Annotated in this window: 17 protein-coding genes; 11 read left to right on the top strand and 6 right to left on the bottom strand. The window is 74.2% G+C overall.

Annotated features, from left to right (window positions below):
• Positions 1 to 7 precede the first annotated feature (7 nt).
• Complete coding sequence (locus R2737_03820) at positions 8 to 1,261, top strand: glycoside hydrolase family 3 N-terminal domain-containing protein (GenBank protein MEZ5115376.1); 1,254 nt, start codon at positions 8 to 10, stop codon at positions 1,259 to 1,261.
• A 29-nt stretch (positions 1,262 to 1,290) separates the two neighbouring features.
• Positions 1,291 to 2,562, top strand: a complete 1,272-nt coding sequence (locus R2737_03825; protein ID MEZ5115377.1) for a DUF1015 family protein — start codon at positions 1,291 to 1,293, stop codon at positions 2,560 to 2,562.
• An 8-nt stretch (positions 2,563 to 2,570) separates the two neighbouring features.
• Here the strand turns inward: R2737_03825 and R2737_03830 are convergent, their stop codons facing one another.
• Genes R2737_03830 through R2737_03845 form a run of 4 tightly spaced genes read right to left on the bottom strand, consistent with a single transcriptional unit; the run spans position 2,571 to position 7,777 of the window.
• Positions 2,571 to 3,218, bottom strand: a complete 648-nt coding sequence (locus R2737_03830; GenBank protein MEZ5115378.1) for an SGNH/GDSL hydrolase family protein — start codon at positions 3,216 to 3,218, stop codon at positions 2,571 to 2,573.
• 51 nt (positions 3,219 to 3,269) lie between these two features.
• Positions 3,270 to 4,121 carry a hypothetical protein gene (locus R2737_03835; protein ID MEZ5115379.1) on the bottom strand — a complete coding sequence of 284 codons (852 nt, stop codon included), beginning with the start codon at positions 4,119 to 4,121 and terminating at the stop codon, positions 3,270 to 3,272.
• A 13-nt stretch (positions 4,122 to 4,134) separates the two neighbouring features.
• Positions 4,135 to 6,204, bottom strand: coding sequence for a M91 family zinc metallopeptidase (locus R2737_03840; GenBank protein MEZ5115380.1), 2,070 nt, complete (start codon positions 6,202 to 6,204; stop codon positions 4,135 to 4,137).
• 10 nt (positions 6,205 to 6,214) lie between these two features.
• A complete protein-coding gene (locus R2737_03845; protein ID MEZ5115381.1) occupies positions 6,215 to 7,777 on the bottom strand; it encodes a multicopper oxidase family protein in 1,563 nt (520 codons plus the stop codon).
• A gap of 273 nt (positions 7,778 to 8,050) precedes the next feature.
• Here R2737_03845 and R2737_03850 point away from each other — a divergent pair, with 273 nt between their 5' ends.
• The 3 genes from R2737_03850 to R2737_03860 are packed head-to-tail and all read left to right on the top strand — an operon-like array spanning position 8,051 to position 10,755.
• Positions 8,051 to 8,761 (top strand): peptidoglycan-binding protein, encoded by a 711-nt coding sequence (locus R2737_03850; GenBank protein ID MEZ5115382.1) that lies wholly within the window; start codon positions 8,051 to 8,053, stop codon positions 8,759 to 8,761.
• Positions 8,762 to 8,803: 42 nt separating this feature from the next.
• The gene (locus R2737_03855) at positions 8,804 to 9,607 is read left to right on the top strand and encodes an SDR family oxidoreductase (protein MEZ5115383.1); all 804 of its coding nucleotides are present in this window, start codon (positions 8,804 to 8,806) and stop codon (positions 9,605 to 9,607) included.
• A 26-nt stretch (positions 9,608 to 9,633) separates the two neighbouring features.
• The gene (locus tag R2737_03860; GenBank protein ID MEZ5115384.1) at positions 9,634 to 10,755 is read left to right on the top strand and encodes a class I tRNA ligase family protein; all 1,122 of its coding nucleotides are present in this window, start codon (positions 9,634 to 9,636) and stop codon (positions 10,753 to 10,755) included.
• A 458-nt stretch (positions 10,756 to 11,213) separates the two neighbouring features.
• On the opposite strand, the gene R2737_03865 is transcribed toward R2737_03860, so the two are convergent.
• The gene (locus R2737_03865) at positions 11,214 to 12,038 is read right to left on the bottom strand and encodes a hypothetical protein (GenBank protein MEZ5115385.1); all 825 of its coding nucleotides are present in this window, start codon (positions 12,036 to 12,038) and stop codon (positions 11,214 to 11,216) included.
• A gap of 136 nt (positions 12,039 to 12,174) precedes the next feature.
• The gene (locus tag R2737_03870; GenBank protein ID MEZ5115386.1) at positions 12,175 to 13,398 is read right to left on the bottom strand and encodes an aminotransferase class III-fold pyridoxal phosphate-dependent enzyme; all 1,224 of its coding nucleotides are present in this window, start codon (positions 13,396 to 13,398) and stop codon (positions 12,175 to 12,177) included.
• Between the two features lie 69 nt (positions 13,399 to 13,467).
• On the opposite strand from R2737_03870, the gene R2737_03875 reads away from it, so the two are divergent.
• From R2737_03875 to R2737_03900, 6 genes are all read left to right on the top strand, one after another.
• A complete protein-coding gene (locus R2737_03875) occupies positions 13,468 to 14,079 on the top strand; it encodes a TetR/AcrR family transcriptional regulator (protein MEZ5115387.1) in 612 nt (203 codons plus the stop codon).
• Between the two features lie 34 nt (positions 14,080 to 14,113).
• Positions 14,114 to 15,727, top strand: a complete 1,614-nt coding sequence (locus R2737_03880) for a carboxyl transferase domain-containing protein (protein ID MEZ5115388.1) — start codon at positions 14,114 to 14,116, stop codon at positions 15,725 to 15,727.
• A 5-nt stretch (positions 15,728 to 15,732) separates the two neighbouring features.
• Entirely contained in the window at positions 15,733 to 17,751 is a 2,019-nt protein-coding gene (locus R2737_03885) for an acetyl/propionyl/methylcrotonyl-CoA carboxylase subunit alpha (protein ID MEZ5115389.1), read from the top strand.
• Positions 17,748 to 18,722 carry a hydroxymethylglutaryl-CoA lyase gene (locus R2737_03890; protein MEZ5115390.1) on the top strand — a complete coding sequence of 325 codons (975 nt, stop codon included), beginning with the start codon at positions 17,748 to 17,750 and terminating at the stop codon, positions 18,720 to 18,722. The genes R2737_03885 and R2737_03890 overlap by 4 nt, the downstream gene beginning before the upstream one ends.
• On the top strand, positions 18,719 to 19,891 hold the full coding sequence (locus R2737_03895; GenBank protein ID MEZ5115391.1) for an acyl-CoA dehydrogenase family protein: 1,173 nt from the start codon (positions 18,719 to 18,721) through the stop codon (positions 19,889 to 19,891). The genes R2737_03890 and R2737_03895 overlap by 4 nt, the downstream gene beginning before the upstream one ends.
• Before the next feature lie 66 nt (positions 19,892 to 19,957).
• The gene (locus R2737_03900) at positions 19,958 to 21,412 is read left to right on the top strand and encodes a glycosyltransferase (GenBank protein ID MEZ5115392.1); all 1,455 of its coding nucleotides are present in this window, start codon (positions 19,958 to 19,960) and stop codon (positions 21,410 to 21,412) included.
• Positions 21,413 to 21,424: the final 12 nt, after the last annotated feature.

Genomic DNA, 21,424 nt, shown 5'->3' on the forward strand with positions numbered 1-21,424 from the left:
TCGCGGCATGCCCTCCGCGGTCCGACCCGGTCGTCGCCCGTCGACCGCGCGCGCGCTGCCGGCGGTGCTGGTGCTGGCCCTCGGCCTCACCCTCACGACGGCGGCCTGCTCGGGGTCCGAGGACGCAGCCGCGCCGAGCGGCCCGGGTGGTACGCCGACGCCCGTGGACGACGGCGCGCCGGGTGCGTCGACCGTTGCGTCGGGAGAGACCACCGCGGCCGCGGAGTCGGCCACGGCGTCGGTCGCCGAGTCGGCCACCCCGACCCGGACCTGCCCCGCCGCCGCGTCCCTGCCGCTTCGCCAGCGGCTGCAGCAGACCCTGATGGTCTGGGCGGACGGGTCGGCCGGGTCCGTGCCCGGCGTGCTCACCAATCCCGACGTCCTCATCGGCGGGGTGTTCGTCGGGGGCAACGACACCGCGGGGCTGGAGGCGGGTGAGTTCGCCGCGCTGGCGGAGCGGCCCGTGCCGCCGCTGGTGGCCGTGGACGACGAGGGTGGTCAGGTCCAGCGCATCGACGGCGTGGTCGGCGACATGCCCAGCGCGGAGGACCAGGCGGACGGCATGACCCCGGCCGAGGTCCGCGGGATGGCGCGCGACCGGGGCCGCGCCCTCGCGGAGCTGGGCATCACCGTGGACCTCGCGCCGGTGGTCGACCTCAACGACGGCGACTCCGGCGGCGTCATCGGCGACCGCGCCTACTCCGACGACCCCGACGTGGTCGTCGACTACGCCGGTGCCTTCGCCCGTGGCCTGCAGCAGGCCGGGATCCTCCCGACCCTCAAGCACTTCCCGGGGCACGGTCGTGCGCAGGGGGACTCCCACCAGACCCTGCCGACCACGCCGCCGTGGGCCTCGGTGCAGGCCCAGGACCTGCTGCCGTACGAGGCGCTGCTCGACCGACCCGGCCCGTGGGCGGTGATGGTCGGCCATCTCGTCGTCCCGGGCCTGACGACCGAGGGTCGGCCGGCATCCCTCGACCCGGCGGTCTACCGCTACCTGCGCGAGGACCTCGGTTTCGACGGGTTGGTCATGACCGACGAGCTGAGCGGCATGAAGGCCGTGTCCGCGTCCTACGGGCCCGCGGACGCCGCCGCAGCGGCGCTCGCAGCCGGAGCCGACCTGCTGCTGATGGCCGCACCCGGCGACCTGACTGAGCTGCTGGACCGACTGGAGACGCAGGTGATCGCCGGCGAGCTGTCCGAGCAGCGCGTGACCGACGCGGCCGACCACGTCCTCGCGGCCAAGACCTGCCGCCCCTGACCCGACGACCCGAGGAGAGTGCGACCCCGGTGGTCCACGTCCACCCGTTCCGCGCCCTGCGCCCCCCGGCCGACCGCGCCGCCGCCGTCTCGGCGCCGCCGTACGACGTGCTGTCGGTGGCGGAGGCCCGTGCGCTCGCCGCGGGGAACCCGGACAGCATCCTGCGGGTGACGCGGCCCGAGGTCGGGCTGGCGGCGGGCACCGACGAGCACTCCGACGAGGCGTACGCCCAGGGCGCGATCGCCCTCCGCGACCTGGTGGACCGGGGCGTCCTGGTGGCCGACGACGTGCCCGCCTACTACGCCTACCGGCAGGTGATGGGTCCCGTCACCCAGACCGGGCTGGTGGCCTGCGTCTCGGTGGACGACTACGCGCAGGGGCGGATCCGCCGGCACGAGCACACCCGCCCGGACAAGGAGGAGGACCGGACCCGCCACATCCTCGCGCTCGGCGCCCACGACGAGCCGGTGTTCCTGCTCTCGCCGCGGGTCCCCGCGGTCGAGGACGTGCTGGCCCGCGTCACCGCCACCGAGCCGGAGTACGACTTCGTCGCCGGCGACGGCGTGCGGCACACGCTGTGGGTGGTCGCGGACGGCGACGACGTGGCCGCCCTGACGCGGGCGTTCGGCGCGGTCGAGGCGCTGTACGTCGCGGACGGGCACCACCGCAGCGCCGCCGCCCAGCGGGCGCGAGACGCGCTACGCCCGGCCACGGCCACGGCCGCGGCCGCGGACCTGTCGGCCGCCGGGCCGGACGGACCCGAGTACGAGCGGTTCCTCGCGGTCGTCTTCGCCGAGGACCAGCTGCACGTCATGCCGTACAACCGCGTCGTCGCCGACCTGAACGGGCTGGACGCCGACGGGCTGCTCGCGGCGCTGACGGCGTCGTTCGACGTCTCTGCCTCGCCGGACCCGGTCGAGCCGGGCCAGCGGCACGAGTTCGGGGTGTACGTGGCCGGCCGGTGGCACCGGCTGCGCGCGAGGGACGGGGTCATGGACGAGTCCGACCCCCGGGCCCGCCTGGACGTGTCGATCCTGCAGGAGCGGGTCCTCGGCCCGATGCTCGGGATCGACGACCCTCGCACCGACCGCCGGATCGCCTTCGTCGGCGGCATCCGCGGCACCGCGGAGCTCGAACGCCTCGTCGACACCGGGCAGGCGGCGGTGGCCTTCTCGCTGCACCCCACGTCGGTCGAGGACCTGATGGCCCTGGCCGACCGCGGCGAGGTGATGCCGCCCAAGTCGACCTGGTTCGAGCCGAAGCTGCGCAGCGGGCTGTTCCTGCACCCGTTCGCGGACTGACTGCCCGGTCAGTCCGCGGGGACGAGCAGCGGCCGCACCGCGGCGGCGACCGCGCGCCCCAGCGCGCGCTGGCCGTCGGCATCCAGGTGCACCCCGTCGCCACCCGGACCGGTCGACGGTCCCACCACCTCGCTGGCGTCGAGGAATGCGCTCCCCGTCGCCTCGGCCACCTGTGCCAGCCACGAGGCCAGGTGCTGCGACCGGTCCTCGGCCCCGGCGAACGCGATCCGCATGATCCCCTGCACCGCCCCGATCCGCGGGGGCGCGACCAGCAGGACGCGGGGTGGTCGACCGCCCGGGCCGGAGGCGCCGAACCGGACGATGTCCACCAGTGACCCACAGCCGCGGGCCACCTCCTCCACCGAGCGGTGCAACGCCGTCTGCAGGTCGTTGGTGCCCAGCATCAGCACCACGACGTCCACGGGGGCGTGCGAGTCCAGGCACGGCGGCAGGTAGTCCCGCCCGTTGCGCCCCGGCATGAAGTCGCTGCCCCACACCGTCTGCCGGCCGGGCAGGCCCTCCTCCACCACGAGGAGGTCCGGGCCGAGCTCGGTCCTCAGTACCCCGGGCCAGCGCACGTCGGCGGGGAAGCGGCCGCCGGTCGCGGGGTCGAAGCCCCAGGTCAGCGAGTCGCCGAAGCACAGCACCGTCGCCACGTCAGGCCTCCCTGTCCCGCGGGTCCCTCGACCGCGCATGTGCGGACCGTGTCACAGCGGCCGCAGCAGCCGGGCGTCGACCCACCCGGTCCAGCCGTTGGCGGCGGTGATCCGGGCCCAGTCGCCGACCCGCTCCACCACCGCCACCTCCAGGCCGGCGTCCAGCGTGCCGCCCGGGCTGCGGTCGGTGAGCGAGTACCACGTGGCCCCGCCGGCCGGCACCGTGTGCGTGGGACGCCAGGCGGGCTGGCCGCACCGGAGGCAGGCGGGCTGCTCCCCGACGTTGGTCGCGCCGCACGAGCCGCACACCCAGGTGCGAGCGGGCCGGGGGATCAGGGCTGGGACCTCGAACGGCACGTCCACGCTGGACCGCGAGAACGCCCACGGCGCGACCTTCACATAGGCCAGCGGCCCCTGGTCGGTCGCGACCTGCGGCACCAGCTCGGGGCTGAGTCCGGCTGCCGGCAGCCAGCCCAGCACCAGCCGGACCACGGGCACCCGGGTGCGGGCGCCCACGGCCGGCCCCAGCACCGGGTGGTACGGGTCGTGCGCGCGTGCCGGCAACGGCAGGCCGACCGTGCCCGTCACCGTCGCGCCCGGGTCGACGTACCGCCCCAGCGGGCACCAGGGGACCTCCACGGCGACGTCGTCCCCCCGGTCGGGCGCGGAGCGCTCCACCACCACGACCGGGCCGGGCGCGAAGGACACCATCGATCCGAGCGGGTCGATCCGCAGGGTCTCCGCCCCCTGGTCCGCCGGCCACACGTCGCAGACCAGCAGCGGGCCGGGGCCGACGTTCGTGGCCTCGTACTCCAGCAGCAGCGCGTCGCCGTCGCCGACGCCGGCCACCCGGGCCTGGATCCGCAGCCCGCCCTCCGCCGCCGTCCCGCCGGTGCTGGTCATCGGTCCACCCTCCTCACCGCACGTACGAGTCGCGACGCGGCTCGCCGACCTCGGCCCGGATCGCGTTCTCGTCCGAGGCGTGGCCCGCCCACGGGCCGATGCTGGTCGCCTGCATCTCCAGGTTGTTGACCTGCCAGTGCGCCGGGTCCCGGCCCGCCGGCATGCCAGCATCGGTCGCCCGGCCGCGCGCCAGCCCGCCCTGGGCCGAGTCGCGCGCGTGGGCCAGCTCGTGCGCGTAGCCGATCCAGTTCGGCCGCCGGTGCCACGGCTCCCGCCCGCTGCCGGCCTGGGTCCGGTCCGGGTTGTAGTTGACCCGGCCTCCCGTACCCCGCGCGTTCGTGCCGTCGGCGTTGGCGATGCCGTCGTCCCAGTGGGTCAGCTGGTAGGAGTTGCCCCCGTCGGTCTGCCGGACCGTCACCCGCTGCCCGCTGGCGGCGATGTCGTCGGCGATCGTCTGCCCGGCCGCCGTGGCCACCGTGGCGTCGTGCGCGTCCGCGGCGGCCTGGGTGAAGTCCGTGGTGCCGCGGGCTTCGATGCCGTCGCCGAGTTGGCGTACGTGCGTCCAGTCCGTCGGTGGCTCGGTGTGGGCGATGATCGTGGCACTGGTGATGTTGCCGTCGTCGTCATGGGTGTACGCGATGCCGCCGACTGCCGTGATGCGGGCCTCTTGCACCCAGTCCAGGACGCCGTGCTCGTCGGTCGACGTGGCCGTCTCCACGAAGGTGTCCCCGTCGGCGTTGAGGTCGTCGAGCCTGCTCGTGGGGACGAAGCGCACGCTCCCGTCGGGGTCGCGGACCTCGTTCACCAGGCCGAGGTCGCGCAGCACGTCCATCGCCTGGGATCCGGACAGGATCATCGTGGGGGTCTCCGGCTCGGCCGGGGCGCCGTCCGCCCCCTCTCCCTCCTGCAGGGGCGCGGGTTCGTCGACCCCGGGGATCGGGGGCACCGGGAGCCCGTTCTCCTCCCGCCAGGTGACGTACTGCTCGAACCCGTCCGCGTCCAGCGCGGTGTCGGGGTGCTCGGCCAGGAAGTCGTCGAGGGCCGGGTCGCTCAGCAGGCCGTCGACCCAGTCCACGACCGGGTCGCCGCCGGGCGGGCGGGACCCCGCGGTCTCGCCGAGGAAGGAGCCCGCGACGCCCCCCACCGCCGCTGCTGCACCCCCCGCCGTGGCGGCGGCACGGACCCCCTCGGACCCGGCGCACTCGCTCCACCACTGCGCCCAGGACTCGCCGCACTCGTAGTAGCCGCCGTCGTCCGCCCAGGCCGCGCTCGAGGCGAGGAGGACGTCGAGCAGCTCGATCCCGGCGAGCGCGACCAGGACCAGCACTGCGGCCGGTGGCGGCGCGGTCCGGGACGCCACGCTGAGGGCGACGGCGATCGCCAGCAGGCCGAACGCGACCGCCAGCTTCACCGCGGTCTCGGTGAGCACGAACGCGAGCGCCAGCGCCAGTGCGCTGCCCAGGATGCCGACGGCGGAGGTCAGCAGGCCACCGTCCCGGCCTCCGGCAGTCGTCGCCGCGCCGGGGGCGGTGCCGCTGGCGCTCGCCGCCCGCAGCCCCGCGATCGCGCGGGACACCAGCCCGGACAGCAGGTTGCCCAGCAGGCTCGGGAGCATCACCAGGATGCCGAGCGACAGGGCCAGCCCCAGCGCGGGACCGATGAGCGCGGCCGCGGCCATCCCGGCGGCGGCCCCCCACAGCAGGTGGATCCGTGCCCCTGCGCCGTCGGCCCGGACCAGCGCCGCCAGCCCGCGCGGCAGGCCGCGCAGCTCCCGCCAGAACCGCGGGCCCCCGACCGCGCGCCGGTAACCGACCAGGGAGAACAGCACCATGGACAGGACCGCCCAGAACAGCGTGCCCTGCAGGAAGTTCCCGGAGCCGGTCGCTGCCGAGCCCGCCGGGACCTGGGAACCGTCGTACCGCACGGCCATCAACCACACGTTGACGACCCACCCGACGACCGCGGCGCCCACCGCGGTGGCCAGCACGCTGGGCAGCCGGTGCCAGACCCACCCCGGGAAGCGCGACAGCACGCCGCTGTCGGAGGGCGGGCGGCCGGCGCTGGCGGCGCTAGGAGTCGTCATGGCCCTACGGTCAGGTCCCGCCCGCGGTCACGTTCACGACGCCCATCATCCCGTTGTCCTCGTGGGCGAGGATGTGGCAGTGGAAGACGTACTTGCCGGCGAAGCGCTTGAACTTCATCCGGACCACGATCTCGCCCGCCACCAGCCGCCCGGCTGAGTCGCGGTAGGCGTGCGGGATCGGGATGGTGTCCTGCCAGCCCCGCGCCTTGTACCTCCGGCCGTTCACGCTCATCAGCTGCATGTCGTTGACGTGGATGTGGACCGGGTGCTCCTCCAGGCTGGTGTTGCGGAACACCCACTCCTCCACGGACCCGCGGATCGGCGTCGCGCTGACCATCTCGTCGGTGAACTGCTTGCCGTTGATGAAGAACTGGTTGGTCTTCGTGTTCTCGGAGAACGTGAACGTGCGGGTGCGCGCGACCGGGTCGTTCGCCAGGTCGTCGTACGTCCCGAACGTCGTCGGCAGCGCGGTCGGCCGCTTCGCCGCTCCGGTGACGTCGAGCGTCGCCATCAGCGCCGTGGGGTAGGTGTCGCCGGCGGGACCGGTGGACATCTTGCGGGTCATCAGCCGGTAGGTGCCAGGCTTCGTGGCCTGCACCAGCACGTCGAAGCGCTTGGCCGGCGGCATCAGCAGCCGCTTGGTGGTCCACACCCGGCTGACCGGGTTCGCGTCCTCGCCGACCACCGCGAACTGCAGCCCCTCCAGCTCGAGGTGGTACCAGATGTCGGCGCCGACGTTGGACAGCCGCCACAGCTGCGTCTCTCCGGCCCTCATCGTCATCTTCGGCTGCACCAGGCCGTTGACCGTCCGGGTCGTCGGTGCGTCGGAGTTGATGTTGCGCGCCGGGATCGTGTTCTCGCGGTCGACCTGGAGGTCCTTCAACGCCAGGTAGTGCTGGGTGACCCCGCGGAGCCGCGGCGGCAGCAGCTGCGTCAGTCCCTCGACCTGGATCAGCCCGCTCATGCCGCCGAAGACCTGCTCCTCCACCAGCGGGTGGAAGTGCGGGTGGTACCAGTAGGTCCCGGGCTCCATGTCCGCCGGCAGGTCGTAGTTGTACTCGAACGACGAACCGGTGGAGAGGTTCACGAACACGTTGTCGGAGTTGCCGTCCATCGCGACGAAGAAGCCGTGGGTGTGGACGTTGGTCGGCTCGCCCAGCTCGTTGTGCAGGTTGATGCGCAGGTTGTCGCCGGGCTTGACCCGCAGCACCGGCGGCATGAACGTGCCGTTCCACACCCGCGCGTTGACCTTCTTGCCGCTGACGACGACGGGTTGCGCCCGCGCGGTCAGGTCCACGGTGAGGCGGCCGTTGCGGCTGGTCAGCACCGGCGGGTCCTGGAACGGCAGCCCCGCGACGAACGAGCCCGACTCGGAGTCGGGGATCGCCGGGGGAGGGGGCGCCGGCCTGTAGTGCAGCCCGGCGTGACCCGCCGCCGCTGCGCCGTCGCGCCCGCCGCTGAGGACCAGGGTCACGAGCAGGACCGGCACCAGCACCGGTACCAGGAGCGCGGCCAGGACGGAGCCGGCGCGTCCCGTTCGGCGGGACCGCCGGTCGTCGCGGTGGGGCGTCATCCGGGGAGCGTAGGGCGCCGGTTGGCACCCCGGGGGGCAGTTGGCTACCGTCGGAGGGCCCTCCACCCCGAGGGACGCGCCCGGGTTGCCGAGTCCTGCCCCCCGTGGCGTGCCACCCGCAACCCCGTCCGGGCAGGAGCGGGGGACCCACTTTCGGCCGCGGACGACCGGGCGGCGCCCGGCACCACGGCCTCGGGGTGAAGCCGCAGCACGCGGCAGGCCGGCTCCCGGCCCAACCCGACAGCTGACCCCGCAGGCGTACGGGAGGTCCTCATGGCTGCACATCGCGGCCTGCTGCGCACGGCCGTCACCGGCCTGCTCGTGACGCTCACCTCGGGCGCCCTCGTGCTCACGTCCGTGCCGGCGGCCCAGGCGGCCCCGGTGGCGTCGGGGGCGTCCCCGTCCGCGGCCGTCCGCGCCGCGTCGCCGCCGGTGCTGGTGTACGGCAGCCGCGACGCCTGGGTCGAGAACCTGCAGTGGAAGCTCCAGGTGCGCCCCATCTCCGGCTGGTTCGGTCCCAGGACCAAGAAGGCCGTGATCGCGCTGCAGAAGCGGCACGGCCTGAAGGCCACCGGCAAGGTCAACGCCGCGACCTGGCGCTGGGTCAACGCCGAGCACTACGCCCGGGTCGAGGCCTCCCGCGACGAGGACCGCCCGGCGCCGCCGCCCCAGGTCCAGAACGTCGACCCGACGATGACCGACAAGGCACGCACCTCCGAGGCGCACCGCAAGACCATCCCCTTCGAGGTGTGGCAGCAGTCGCCGCACGGCAAGGCGATCGTCAAGCGCGAGTCCGGGGGCGTCTGCTCGATCACCAGCCCCGGCGGCACCTACCGCGGCAAGTGGCAGATGAGCGCCGCGTTCTGGTCCGCGTACGGGGGCAAGGAGTTCGCGAGCACCGCGGACCGTGCGACCTGCGAGGAGCAGGACCTCGTGGCCTACCGCGGGTGGATCGACTCGTGGTGGCTTCCCTGGGGCGGGTGACGCAACCGGCGTCCCGGCGTCGCTAGTGCCAGGAGGAACGGCGTGAGGGAGCAGGACCTGGCCGGGGCCGGTGTGGTCGTCACCGGCGCCGGAGACGGCATCGGTGCCGCGTTGGCCCGTGCCTGCGCGGCGCGCGGCGCGCGCGTCGTCGTCAGCGACCGGGACGCCACCGCCGCGCACCGGGTGGCCCAGGAGGTCTCCGGCACGACCGTCCTCGCGGACATGTCCGACCCGGACGCGCCGGCCCGACTGGTGCAGCGCGCCACGGAGATCCTGGGCCGCATCGACCTGTTCTGCGGCAACGCCGGGATCGGGACGGCGGGCGGCGTCGACGCCGACGACCTCAAGTGGGAGGACGCCTGGGACGTCAACGTGATGGCGCACGTGCGGACCGTGCGGTCGCTGCTGCCGCAGTGGCGCCGCGACGGCAGTGGGCATCTCCTGCTCACGGTGTCGGCCGCGGGGTTGCTCACGATGGTGGGTAGCGCGCCCTACTCGGTGACGAAGCACGCCGCGCTCGCGCTGGCCGAGTGGCTGGCGATCACGCACGGCCCGGAGGGCGTCACCGTGCAGGCGCTGTGCCCGCAGGGGGTGCGCACCCGGATGCTGGAGGCCAGCGGCCCGGTGGGGAGAGCGCTGCTGGAGCCCACCGCGCTGGACCCGGACGAGGTGGCCGAGCGGACCCTGGCTGACCTCGGCGGGCCGTTCCTGGTGCTCCCGCACCCCGAGGTCGCCCGCTTCTACGCAGCCCGGGCCGACGACACCGACCGGTGGATCGGGTCGATGACGCAGCTCTCGACGGCGCTGCTGCCACCGGCGGGAGCGCCGGACCCGGCCTCGCCGTAGCCTCGCTGCCCCGTAGCCTCACTGCCATGACGCACGACCTCGTCCCCCCGTCCCCGCTGCGGCTCGGCGGCCAGCGGCTCGCCCTGGTCGGTCCGGCCCGCGTGTACGTGTGCGGGGTGACCCCGTACGACGTCACGCACCTCGGTCACGCCGCGACGTTCGTGTGGGTGGACGCGGTCACCCGGGTGCTGCGGCAGGTGGGGATCGAGGTGACGCTCACGCGCAACGTCACCGACGTCGACGATGTGCTCACCGCCGCCGCGCGCCGGGCGGGCACGCCGTACGACCAGTTCGCCGCGATCCAGCAGTACCAGTTCGACCACGACATGTCGTCGCTGCACGTCCGGCGTCCCGACCACGAGCCGCGTGCCCACCGGCACGTCCGCGACGTGGTGCGACTCGCGCAGGCGCTGCTGGACGCGGGGCACGCGTACGAGCGCGAGGGGACGGTGTGGTTCCGCGGCGCGGGCGTGGCCGAGCGGGCCGGGCTGGACCGCGCGGCGGCGCTGTCCGCGTGCGCGCAGTTCGGCGAGACGCCGGACGACCCGCGCAAGGAGGACCCGCTCGACGTCCCGGTGTGGCGCGCGTCCGGACCGGACGACCCGGCCTGGCCGTCCCCCTGGGGCTCCGGCCGCCCGGGCTGGCACGCGGAGTGCACCGCGATGGTGCTGTCGACGTACGGCCCGTCCATCGACCTGCACGCCGGGGGAGCGGACCTCGCGTTCCCGCACCACGCGTACGAGGCGGCGCAGGCGGAGGCGGCGACGGGGGTCGTGCCGTTCGCCCGGTCCTGGATGCACGTGGGGACCGTGCTGGTCGACGGCGTGAAGATGGCCAAGTCGACCGGCAACCTGGTCCTGGTGGCCGACCTGCTCGAGCGGCACCGGGCCGCGGCGGTGCGGCTGATGCTGCTGGACCGCCCGTGGGCGGGCTCCTGGGACTACGCGCCGGAGGTGGCCGACGCGGCCGAGGCGCGGCTGGACGAGCTGTACGCCGCCGCCGGGCGTCCCAGCGGGTCGCACGCCGCCGAGCACGCCGTGGTCGACGCGCTGCTGGACGACCTGGACGTGCCGCGCGCCCTGGACCTCGCCGTGGCCGAGGGTGGCCCGGCAGCGCGGCTGCTCACCCAGGTGCTCGCGCTGGCCTGAGTGCCCTGCCCGGACCTGCGGGACTCGCCCGGACCTGCGGGACCCGCGCATCCCCCGGCCCTCGCGCCAGAACCCCTGGTGGAACGTAGGACCGGGGCGCAGGGCCTCGCCGGCGGCTGATGGTTCCACCGGCGGGTGCGTTCGGGGCTACTGGGGCCTGTGGGGGCGCTGGGCAGGATGGCGTGGGCCGGAGAGTGCGGCCCGAAGGCGTTCCCCGGGCAGGTGCTCCCGCCAGGTCCCTCGGGCGGACCAGTTCACGGTCCGTGCGCGGGGGCCGAATCCGCCCCGTACGCCACTGCGCCACACCCTGGTGGAACCTCTGACCCGCGCGAAGGGCCTCGCGGCTGGCTCAAGGTTCCACCAGGGGAGCAGGTGGGGCGGGGTCCGCGGACGCAACGAGGCCCGGTGACCGCTGGGGGGACGGTGACCGGGCCTCGTCGGGGGAAGGGCCTGACGCGTCAGGCCTTCTTCGGGGTTCGGCCCTGGGAGTAGGCGTCCGCGGAACCGGCGACGGCCTTGAGCTCCTCGCGGGCCTGCTTGATGGCCGCGCGGAGCTCCACCCGTGCGGAGCGCACCGCACCGCGGTAGGTGTCGCGCGCGGTCTCGGTGGCGTCGCGGTAGGCCTTCACCAGCTGCTCGGTCTGGTCGTCGGACGGGGTCGGGGAGGCCCCGAGCGCCGCGAGCAGGGTGGTCCGGAACGGGGCGATCGCGCCCTCGTACGCCGTGCGGGCAGCGGCAACCTTGGCCTGGTAGTCCGTTGTCGCCTTGGCGACGTCCGCGCGGAACTTCGCGCGCGCAGCCGCCACCTCCGGCGTGGCTGTCGCGACGTCGTAGACCGCGAACGCCGCGTCGGCGGCACCCTGATAGTCGGCGCGGGCCTTGGCAAGGGCGTCCTGGAGGACCTGCTGCTGCGGCGCGATCGCCAACTTGTAGGTCTCTCGGGCGAGGATCCGCGCGGCCAGGGAGTCGGCCGCTGCGCGCTGGGCCTCGTAGGCCGTGCGCGCGGTCGTGGTGGTCTCCCAGAACGCCTTCTTGGCGGCGCGGGTGGCGGTCTTGTAGTCGCCGCGCGCCTTCTTCAGGGCCTCGCGGAGGGTCACGCGGGCGGCCTGGACCTCCGGGGTCGCCGGGGTCGTGGTCTGGGCGGCGCCGGGACGGCCCTGGCCGTTGCCGTGGCCGTGGTCGCGGCCGGGATCGGCCGAGGCGGGGGCGGACACGGCGACGGACAGCGCCAGCGCGGTGGCGGCGGTGCCGACGGCCGCGCGGCGTACTCGACGGATGGTCACGGGGTGGGACCTCCTGCTCGGGGGCATGACACCTCGACCCTCACCCGCGCCGGACGGCCCGGGCAAGCCGGATCGCCGCGTTTAGGGTCGCCTTAACCCAGTCCTGACGCTGGCCTGACGGAGGCGGTGAGCCCGGTCACCCCAGGGCCCGGGCGAGGGCGTCGCCGAGCAGGGCGAGGTCGTCCTCGGTCACCACCAGCGGGGGCGAGATCTGCAGCGCCCCGCCGACCAGCCCACGGGTCAGCACGCCCTCCTCGCGCAGCCGTGCGACCGCGGTCGGGACCGCGGCGGCGTCGGCCAGCTGCACGGCCGCCATCAGCCCGGTGCCGGCGCGCACCTCGTGCACCGCGGGCAGGTCCGCGAGGGGCCGCAGCGCCGCGGCCAGCGCCCCCTCCAGCGAGCGGGCCCGGCCGGGCAGGTCCTCGGCCGCCATGATCTCCAGGTTCGCCAGCCCGGCCGCGGCGGCGCCGGCGTGGCCGCCGTAGGTGTAGCCGTGCCTCCAGGCACCGGCACCGGAGTGCCAGAACGGCTCCCACACCCGGGGCGCGGCGATGACCGCGCCCATGGGCACGTACCCCGACGTCAGGCCCTTCGCGCACAGCACCAGGTCGGGGCGAAGCTCAAACCGGCTCGACGCGAACCAGTCCCCGAGCCGGCCGAACCCGGTGATGACCTCGTCGGACACCCACAGCACGTCCCGGCCCGAGCACACCCGGCGGGCGTCGCGCAGGTAGTCCGCCCCGGCGAAGTACACGCCGCCCGCGCCGATCACCGGCTCGCAGAAGAACGCGGCCACGTTCTCGGCGCCGATCCGGTCGATGCTGCGGGCCAGGTCCTCGGCGTCGTCCCACGCGACCCGCTGCACGTCGCGGTCGAGGTCGCCGTAGCCGGCGCGGTTGTCGTCGATGCCCGCGAGCGCCGTCCCTGCCAGGTGCATGCCGTGATACGCCTTGTCCCGCACCAGGATGACCCGACGCTGCGGCTGGCCGCGCATCTGCCAGTAGCGGCGTACCAGCTTCACCGCGGTGTCGACCGAGTCCGAGCCGCCGCTGGTGAAGAAGACCTTCGAGCCGGGGACGGGGGCCAGCCCCGCCACCCGTGAGGCGAGTGCCGTAGCCGCGGGGTTCGCGACGTCGTTGAACGTCGAGTACGCCGCCAGCGTGGACAGCTGGTCCCGGACCGCCTCCGCGATCGCCGTCCGGCCGTGGCCGACGTTGGCGAACCACAGTCCCGCGGTGGCGTCGAGGTAGCGGTTGCCCGCCGAGTCCCACACGTACGCACCCTCGCCGCGCGCGACCAGCAGCTCGCCGTCGCTCTCGACCGCCGCCATGTCGGCGAAGCCGTGCCACAGGTCCGTCACATCCGCCTCCGGGTCCGAGCCTCGCCACCGGCCGGGTCCGGTGGTGCGGCGGGGCCTAGCATCGCGGACGTGGCCACCTCGGGGACGGCGTCCGGTCCGCGCCGCGCCGCTCGGGACGACCGGCGCGAGGAGATACTGGCGGTCGCGGCCCGGCTGTTCGCCGAGCGGGGGTTCCACGGGGTGTCCGTCGACGACCTCGGCGCCGCGGTCGGGCTGACCGGACCGGCGCTCTACCGCTACTTCGCGGGCAAGGACGCGCTGCTCACCGACATGCTGGTCGGCATCAGCGAGACGCTGCTCGACGGCGGCCGGGAGCGCAGCGAGCAGGCTGCCGACCCCGAGTCCGCGCTTGCGGCGCTGGTCGCCTGGCACGTCGACTTCGCGCTGGACCACCCCGACCTGATCGCGGTGCAGTTCCGCGACCTGGACAACGTCCCGGAGCCGGGCCGGTCCCGCGTTCGCCAGCTGCAGGCCCGGTACGTCGAGCTGTGGGTCGCGGCGCTGGCGGGGACGGGGGACGGGGTCGATCCCGCGCGGGCCCGGGCGGCCGTGCACGCTGCCCTGGGGCTGATCAACTCGACCCCGCACTCCGCCCGGGTCGGCCGGGACGAGATGGCCGGCCTGCTGCGGGACATGGCGGGGGCGGCGCTTGCCGCGTCGGCCGGCACCCGGGTACCGTGAACGATCGTTAACTAGCGCCAGCGGGAGGTAGCGGATGGCCGGTCCGGTGGTCCCGTCCACCGTCGACCCGGGTGACCCGGCGTACGAGGCGAACCGCGACGCCAACCTCGCCCTGGTGGCGGACCTGCGCGAGCGGCTCGCCGCCGCGGCCCTCGGCGGTCCGCCGGCGTCGCGCGAGCGGCACTCCGCACGGGGCAAGCTGCTGCCGCGAGAGCGGGTCGACGCGCTGCTCGACCCCGGCTCCCCGTTCCTGGAGCTGGCCCCGCTGGCCGCCACGGGGATGTACGACGACGACGCCCCGGCCGCGGGGATCATCACCGGCATCGGCCGGGTGTCCGGCCGGGAGTGCGTCGTCGTCGCCAACGACGCCACCGTCAAGGGCGGCACCTACTACCCGATGACGGTGAAAAAGCACCTGCGCGCCCAGGAGGTGGCACTGCACAACAACCTGCCGTGCCTGTACCTGGTCGACTCCGGCGGCGCGTTCCTGCCGATGCAGGACGAGGTGTTCCCGGACCGGGACCACTTCGGCCGGATCTTCTTCAACCAGGCCACCATGTCCGCGCGTGGGATCCCGCAGGTCGCGGCGGTCCTCGGGTCCTGCACCGCCGGCGGCGCGTACGTGCCCGCGATGAGCGACGAGGCGGTCATCGTGCGGGGGCAGGGCACGATCTTCCTCGGCGGCCCGCCCCTGGTGAAGGCGGCCACCGGCGAGGTGGTGTCTGCGGAGGACCTCGGCGGTGGCGAGCTCCACTCGCGGACCTCCGGCGTCACCGACCATCTTGCCGACGACGACGCGCACGCCCTGCAGATCGTGCGGTCCATCGTGGCGACCTTCGGGCCGCGCGCCCCTCGACCGTGGGAGGTGGCCCCGACGGTCGAGCCGCGCTACGACGCGGAGGAGCTGTACGGCATCGTCCCGCCGGACACGCGCACCCCCTACGACGTCCGCCAGGTCATCGCCCGCATCGTCGACGACAGCCGGTTGCAGGAGTTCAAGGCCGAGTACGGCACCACGCTGGTCACCGGCTTCGCGCGCATCCACGGGCACCCGGTCGGGATCGTGGCGAACAACGGGATCCTGTTCTCCGAGTCCGCGCTCAAGGGTGCCCACTTCATCGAGCTGTGCGACCAACGGTCGATCCCGTTGTTGTTCCTGCAGAACATCTCCGGCTTCATGGTCGGGCGGGACTACGAGGCCGGCGGCATCGCGAAGAACGGCGCGAAGATGGTCACCGCGGTGGCCTGCGCCCGGGTGCCGAAGCTCACCGTGGTCATCGGCGGCTCCTTCGGCGCGGGCAACTACTCGATGTGCGGCCGGGCGTACTCGCCCCGCTTCCTGTGGACCTGGCCGAACGCGCGCATCTCCGTGATGGGGGGCGAGCAGGCTGCGTCGGTCCTGGCCACCGTCCGCCGCGATCAGATGGAGTCGCGCGGGGAGGACTGGCCGGCCGAGGACGAGGAGATGTTCAAGCAGCCGATCCGCGACCAGTACGAGCGCGCCGGGAACCCCTACTACGCCACGGCCCGGCTGTGGGACGACGGCGTGATCGACCCCGCCCAGACCCGCACCGTGCTCGGGCTGGCCCTGGGGGCGTGCGCCTACGCCCCGCTCGAGCCGGTCTCCTACGGCGTCTTCCGGATGTGACGGCGATGTTCGACACCGTGCTGGTCGCCAACCGCGGCGAGATCGCCGTCCGCGTCATCCGGACCCTGCGCGCGCTGGGCGTGCGCTCGGTCGCTGTCTACAGCGACGCCGACGCCGGTGCCCGGCACGTCCGGGAGGCGGACGAGGCGCTGCGGCTGGGGCCGGCCCCCGCCGCCGAGAGCTACCTCGCCATCGACCGGGTGCTCGACGCGGCGGTCCGCTCCGGCGCCCAGGCCGTGCACCCCGGCTACGGCTTCCTGTCGGAGAACGCCGCCTTCGCGCGTGCCTGCGCCGACGCGGGTCTGGTGTTCGTCGGGCCGCCGGTCGCTGCCCTGGAGGCGATGGGCGACAAGATCTCCGCCAAGAACGTCGCGATCGCCGCGGGCGTGCCCGTGGTGCCCGGTCGGCACGACCCCGGCATGACCGACGAGGACATCCTCGCGATCGCAGACGAGGTGGGATACCCGTTGCTGCTCAAGCCTTCTGCCGGAGGCGGCGGCAAGGGCATGCGCCGGGTCGATGCGTACGGCGAACTCACCGAGGCGCTCGTCTCCGCCCGCCGGGAGTCCCGGTCGGCGTTCGGTGACGACGCGCTGCTGGTGGAGCGCTACGTCGAGCGGCCCCGGCACATCGAGATCCAGGTGCTCGCCGACGGCCGCGGCGGCGCGGTGCACCTGGGGGAGCGCGAGTGCAGCCTGCAGCGTCGGCACCAGAAGGTCGTGGAGGAGGCTCCGTCCGCCCTGCTCGACGCCGCGACCCGGGACCGGATGGGTCGCGCGGCCGTGGGGGTGGCCCGCGAGGTCGGCTACGTGGGCGCCGGCACCGTGGAGTTCCTGGTGTCGGACACCCGCCCGGACGAGTTCTTCTTCCTGGAGATGAACACCCGGCTGCAGGTCGAGCACCCCGTCACCGAGGCCGTCACCGGGCTGGACCTGGTCGAGCTACAGCTGGGGGTCGCGGCGGGGGAGCCGCTGCCCTTCGGCCAGGACGACGTGCGGCTGACGGGGCACGCGGTGGAGGCCCGGGTCTACGCCGAGGACCCCGCGCGCGGCTTCCTGCCGACGGGCGGGCGGGTGCTCGCGTACCGCGAGCCCGACGGCGACGGGGTCCGCGTCGACTCGGGTGTGCGCGCCGGCGTGACCATCGGCAGCGACTACGACCCGATGCTGGCGAAGGTGGTGGCGTGGGGGCCGGACCGGGCGACCGCCCTGCACCGGCTGGACGGCGCGCTGGCCCACACGGTGCTGCTCGGGGTCCCCACTAACCTGGCATTCCTGCGTGCCATGGTCGCCGACCCCGAGGTCCGCTCCGGCGTCCTCGACACGGGGCTGGTCGAGCGCCGCACCGAGGACTGGACGGCCACGACCGTGCCCGAGCACGCGCTGGCCGCGGCCGGGCTGGAGCGGCTGCTGGCGCTGACCCCCGCCGGTCCGGTCGTGGACCCCTGGGACGTGCCGTCGGGCTGGCGACCGGGTGCCCCCGCCTGGGCCACCTGGCGGATCCGGGCAGCGGGCGCGGACCCGGTCGACGTGTCGGTGCGCGGCACCGCCACGTCCGCCGAGGTGCGCGTCGGTGACGGCCCGGTGCACCCCGCCTCGGTCCGCTCCGACGGGACCGACCTGCTGGTGGCCGTCGGGGCCGACGCCCGGCGCTACTCCTGGGCCCGTTCCGGAGACACGCTGTGGCTCGCGCACGGCGGGGCCGCCTGGGCGCTGGCCGAGGAGGACCGGCTGGCCGCAGTGCGCGCCGAGCACGCCGGCGGCGGCGGACCCGTGCGCAGCCCGATGCCCGGGGTCGTCATCGCGGTGGCCGTGGACGTGGGAAGCGAGGTGGCCGTCGGCGACCCGCTGGTGACCGTCGAGGCGATGAAGATGGAGCACACCCTGCGCGCGCCCGTCGACGGCGTCGTGACCGAACTCCCGGCGCGGGTCGGCGCCCAGGTCCGGATGGACCAGACCCTCGCCGTCGTCACCGCGCACCGCGAGCCGACGGCCGCCGACGCGCCGGAGGAGGTGGTCGCGTGAGGCGGCCCACCACCACGCCGGCACCGGGGCTGCCGCAGCGCGTCACCATCTGGGAGGTGGGCGCCCGCGACGGCCTGCAGAACGAGCCCACCTCGGTCCCGGTGGAGGTCAAGCTCGAGCTGCTGGCCCGCCTGGCCGACGCCGGCCTGACCGTCATCGAGGCGACCTCCTTCGTCCGCCCCGACCGGGTTCCGCAGCTGGCCGACGCCGAGGAGCTCATGCGCCGGCTGCCGCGCGTCGACGGGGTGCGCTACCCGGTGCTGGTGCCCAACGACCGCGGGCTGGACCGAGCGCTGGAGTCCGGGGTCACCGACGTCGCGGTGTTCGCCAGCGCCACCGAGACCTTCGCGCGCCGCAACATCAACCGCGGCCTGGACGACCAGCTCGACATGTTCGCGCCGGTGGTGGCGCGGGCCCGCGAGCACGGGCTCGCGGTGCGCGGCTACCTGTCGATGTGCTGGGGCGACCCGTGGGAGGGCGACGTCCCGGTCGAGCAGGTGGTCCGCGTCTGCAGCGACCTGCTCGCGCTGGGGTGCACGTCCCTGTCGCTGGGCGACACAACCGGAGTGGGGACACCCGGGCGCGTGACCGCGCTGCTGTCGGCCCTGTCCGCAGCCGGCGTGCCCACGGCGGCGGTCGGCGTGCACTTCCACGACACGTACGGCCAGGCACTCGCCAACACGCTGGCCGCGCTGCAGTCCGGCGTCACCACGGTCGACTCCTCGGTCGGCGGCCTGGGCGGCTGTCCGTACGCCCGGTCCGCCACCGGCAACCTCGCCACCGAGGACCTGCTCTGGATGCTCGACGGCCTGGGCATCGAGACCGGCGTCGACCTCGACCGCCTGGTCGAGACCAGCACCTGGCTGGCGGGCGTCCTCGGCCGGCCCAGCCCGTCCCGCGTCGTCCGCGCCCTGTCCGGGCGCGGCCCCGAACCCCGTACCGACAGCACGTCCGACACCGACAAGGAGTGACCGTGGTCGACTTCCGGCTCTCGGAGGAGCACGAGGAGCTGCGCAAGACCGTCGAGGCGTTCGCGCACGACGTGGTCGCGCCGGTCATCGCCGAGCACTACGAGCAGCAGACGTTCCCGTACGAGATCGTCCGGGAGATGGGGCGGATGGGGCTGTTCGGCCTGCCCTTCCCGGAGGAGTACGGCGGCATGGGCGGCGACTACTTCGCCCTCTGCATCGCCCTGGAGGAGTTGGCGCGGGTCGACTCCTCGGTGGCCATCACGCTGGAGGCCGGTGTCTCGCTCGGCGCCATGCCGGTCTACCGGTTCGGCACCGAGGAGCAGAAGCGGGAGTGGCTGCCGCGGCTGACCTCCGGCGAGATGCTGGGCGCCTTCGGCCTGACCGAGCCCGGCGGCGGCTCCGACGCCGGCGCGACCCGCACCACCGCGGTCCTGGACGGCGACGGGTGGGTCATCAACGGGACCAAGGCCTTCATCACCAACTCCGGCACCGACATCACCGGCCTGGTCACGGTCACCGCGGTGACGGGGACCCGGGAGGACGGGTCGAAGGAGATCTCCTCGATCATCGTGCCGTCGGGCACGCCCGGGTTCACGGTGTCGCAGAAGTACTCCAAGGTCGGCTGGAACGCCAGCGACACCCGCGAGCTGTCGTTCAGCGACTGCCGCGTGCCCGCGGCGAACCTGCTGGGGGAGAGGGGTCGCGGCTACGCGCAGTTCCTCCGGATCCTGGACGAGGGACGGATCGCCATCTCCGCCCTCGCGGTCGGGCTGGCGCAGGGCTGCGTGGACGAGTCGGTCCGGTACTCCCACGAGCGCGAGGCCTTCGGCCACCCCATCGGGGACTACCAGGCCATCCAGTTCAAGATCGCGGACATGGAGATGCGGACCCACCTCGCCCGGCTGGCCTACTACGACGCCGGCGCGCGGATGCTGCGCGGGGAGCCGTTCAAGCACCAGGCCGCGATCGCCAAGCTGTACTCCTCCGAGATCGCCGTGACCAACGCGCGCGAGGCGACCCAGGTGTTCGGCGGGTACGGCTACATGAACGAGTACCCGGTGGCCCGGTTCTGGCGGGACAGCAAGATCCTCGAGATCGGCGAGGGCACCTCGGAGGTGCAGCGGATGCTCATCGCCCGGCACCTCGGAGTCGGCGCCACGCCGCGCTAGACCCTGCATCACCTGCGCGAGTTCCCTACGGTGGCTGCGAGAGCACCCAACGCGAGGGAGCGCGTCGTGCAGGAAGTCCGACTGCCCGCCCGGTCACCGATGGAGCTGGCGGGGATCGTCCCGCCCGAACGCCTCAGCCACCTCGTCGACGACGTGGCCCCCCGGATGCGCGAGGCCCTCCAGGGCCGCTCCGTGGTCAACGTCAACTCCACCGCCGTCGGCGGCGGGGTCGCGGAGATGCTGCAGGTGCTGCTGCCGCTGTCCCGTGGCGCCGACGTGGACGCGCGCTGGCTGGTGCTGGACGGAGAGCCGGACTTCTACGCCATCACCAAGCGGCTGCACCACCGGCTGCACGGCAGCGAGGGCGATGGCGGGCCGCTCGGGCAGGCCGAGCACGAGGTGTTCGACCGGGTGTCGCGCGCCAACTCCGACGAGCTGGCCGCGACCGTGGTCGCCGGCGACGTGGTGATCCTGCACGACCCGCAGCCGGCCGGCCTGGCGGCGGCCGTGCGCTCCTGGGGCGTTCCCGTGGTGTGGCGCTGCCACGTCGGCGTGGACTTCCGCAACGAGTACACCGACGAGGCGTGGGACTTCCTGCGTCCCTACCTCGAGCCGTCCGTCGATGCGTACGTGTTCACGCGGGAGGCGTACGCACCCGACTGGGTCCCTCGCGACCGGCTGGCCGTCATCAAGCCGTCGATCGACCCTCTCGCGGCGAAGAACAGGGCCCTGGACCCCGACGTCGTGGTCGGCGCCCTGCAGCACGTGGGAATCATCGACGGTGGGCTGCCGGACGTGGTCCCCTTCACCCGCTCCGACGGCTCGCCGGGCCGCGTGCTGCACCACGCGGACATCATCCGCACCGGGCCGCCGCCGCAGCCGGACGTCCCGCTCGTCGTCCAGGTGTCCCGATGGGACCCGTTGAAGGACATGGCCGGCGTGATGCATGCGTTCGCCGAGCACATCATCGACGGCAACGACGCCCACCTCGTGCTCGCCGGCCCGGTCGTCACGGCCGTGTCGGACGACCCCGAGGGCGCGGTGGTGCTTCACCAGGTGTGGGAGCAGTGGCGCGACCTCCCGCACGCCGCCCGAACCCGGATCCAGCTCGCGTGCCTGCCGATGGCGGACGTGGAGGAGAACGCGGTCATCGTCAACGCGCTGCAGCGGCACGCGGCCGTGGTCGTGCAGAAGAGCTACGCGGAGGGCTTCGGCCTGACCGTGACCGAGGCGCTGTACAAGGGGCGTCCGGTGGTGGCCTCGGCGGTCGGCGGGATCGTGGACCAGATCACCGACGGGCAGGACGGCCTGCTGCTGCCCGACCCGGCCGACCTGGTCGGGTTCGGCGAGCGGGTCCGCCGGTTGCTCGACGACCCGCCGCTGGCGGCCCGGCTGGGCGAGGCGGCGCACCGCCGGGCGGTGGACGAGTTCCTGCCGGACACCTCGCTGGTGCGCTGGGAGAACGTGCTCGCCGCCGCGATGACCGGCCGGGCGGTTCCACCGGAGGACCGCGAGGAGTAGGATACTAGGACA

The sequence above is a fragment of the Candidatus Nanopelagicales bacterium genome (assembly GCA_041393815.1).
In the GTDB taxonomy this organism is placed as follows: Bacteria; Actinomycetota; Actinomycetes; order S36-B12; family JAWKJK01; genus JAWKJK01.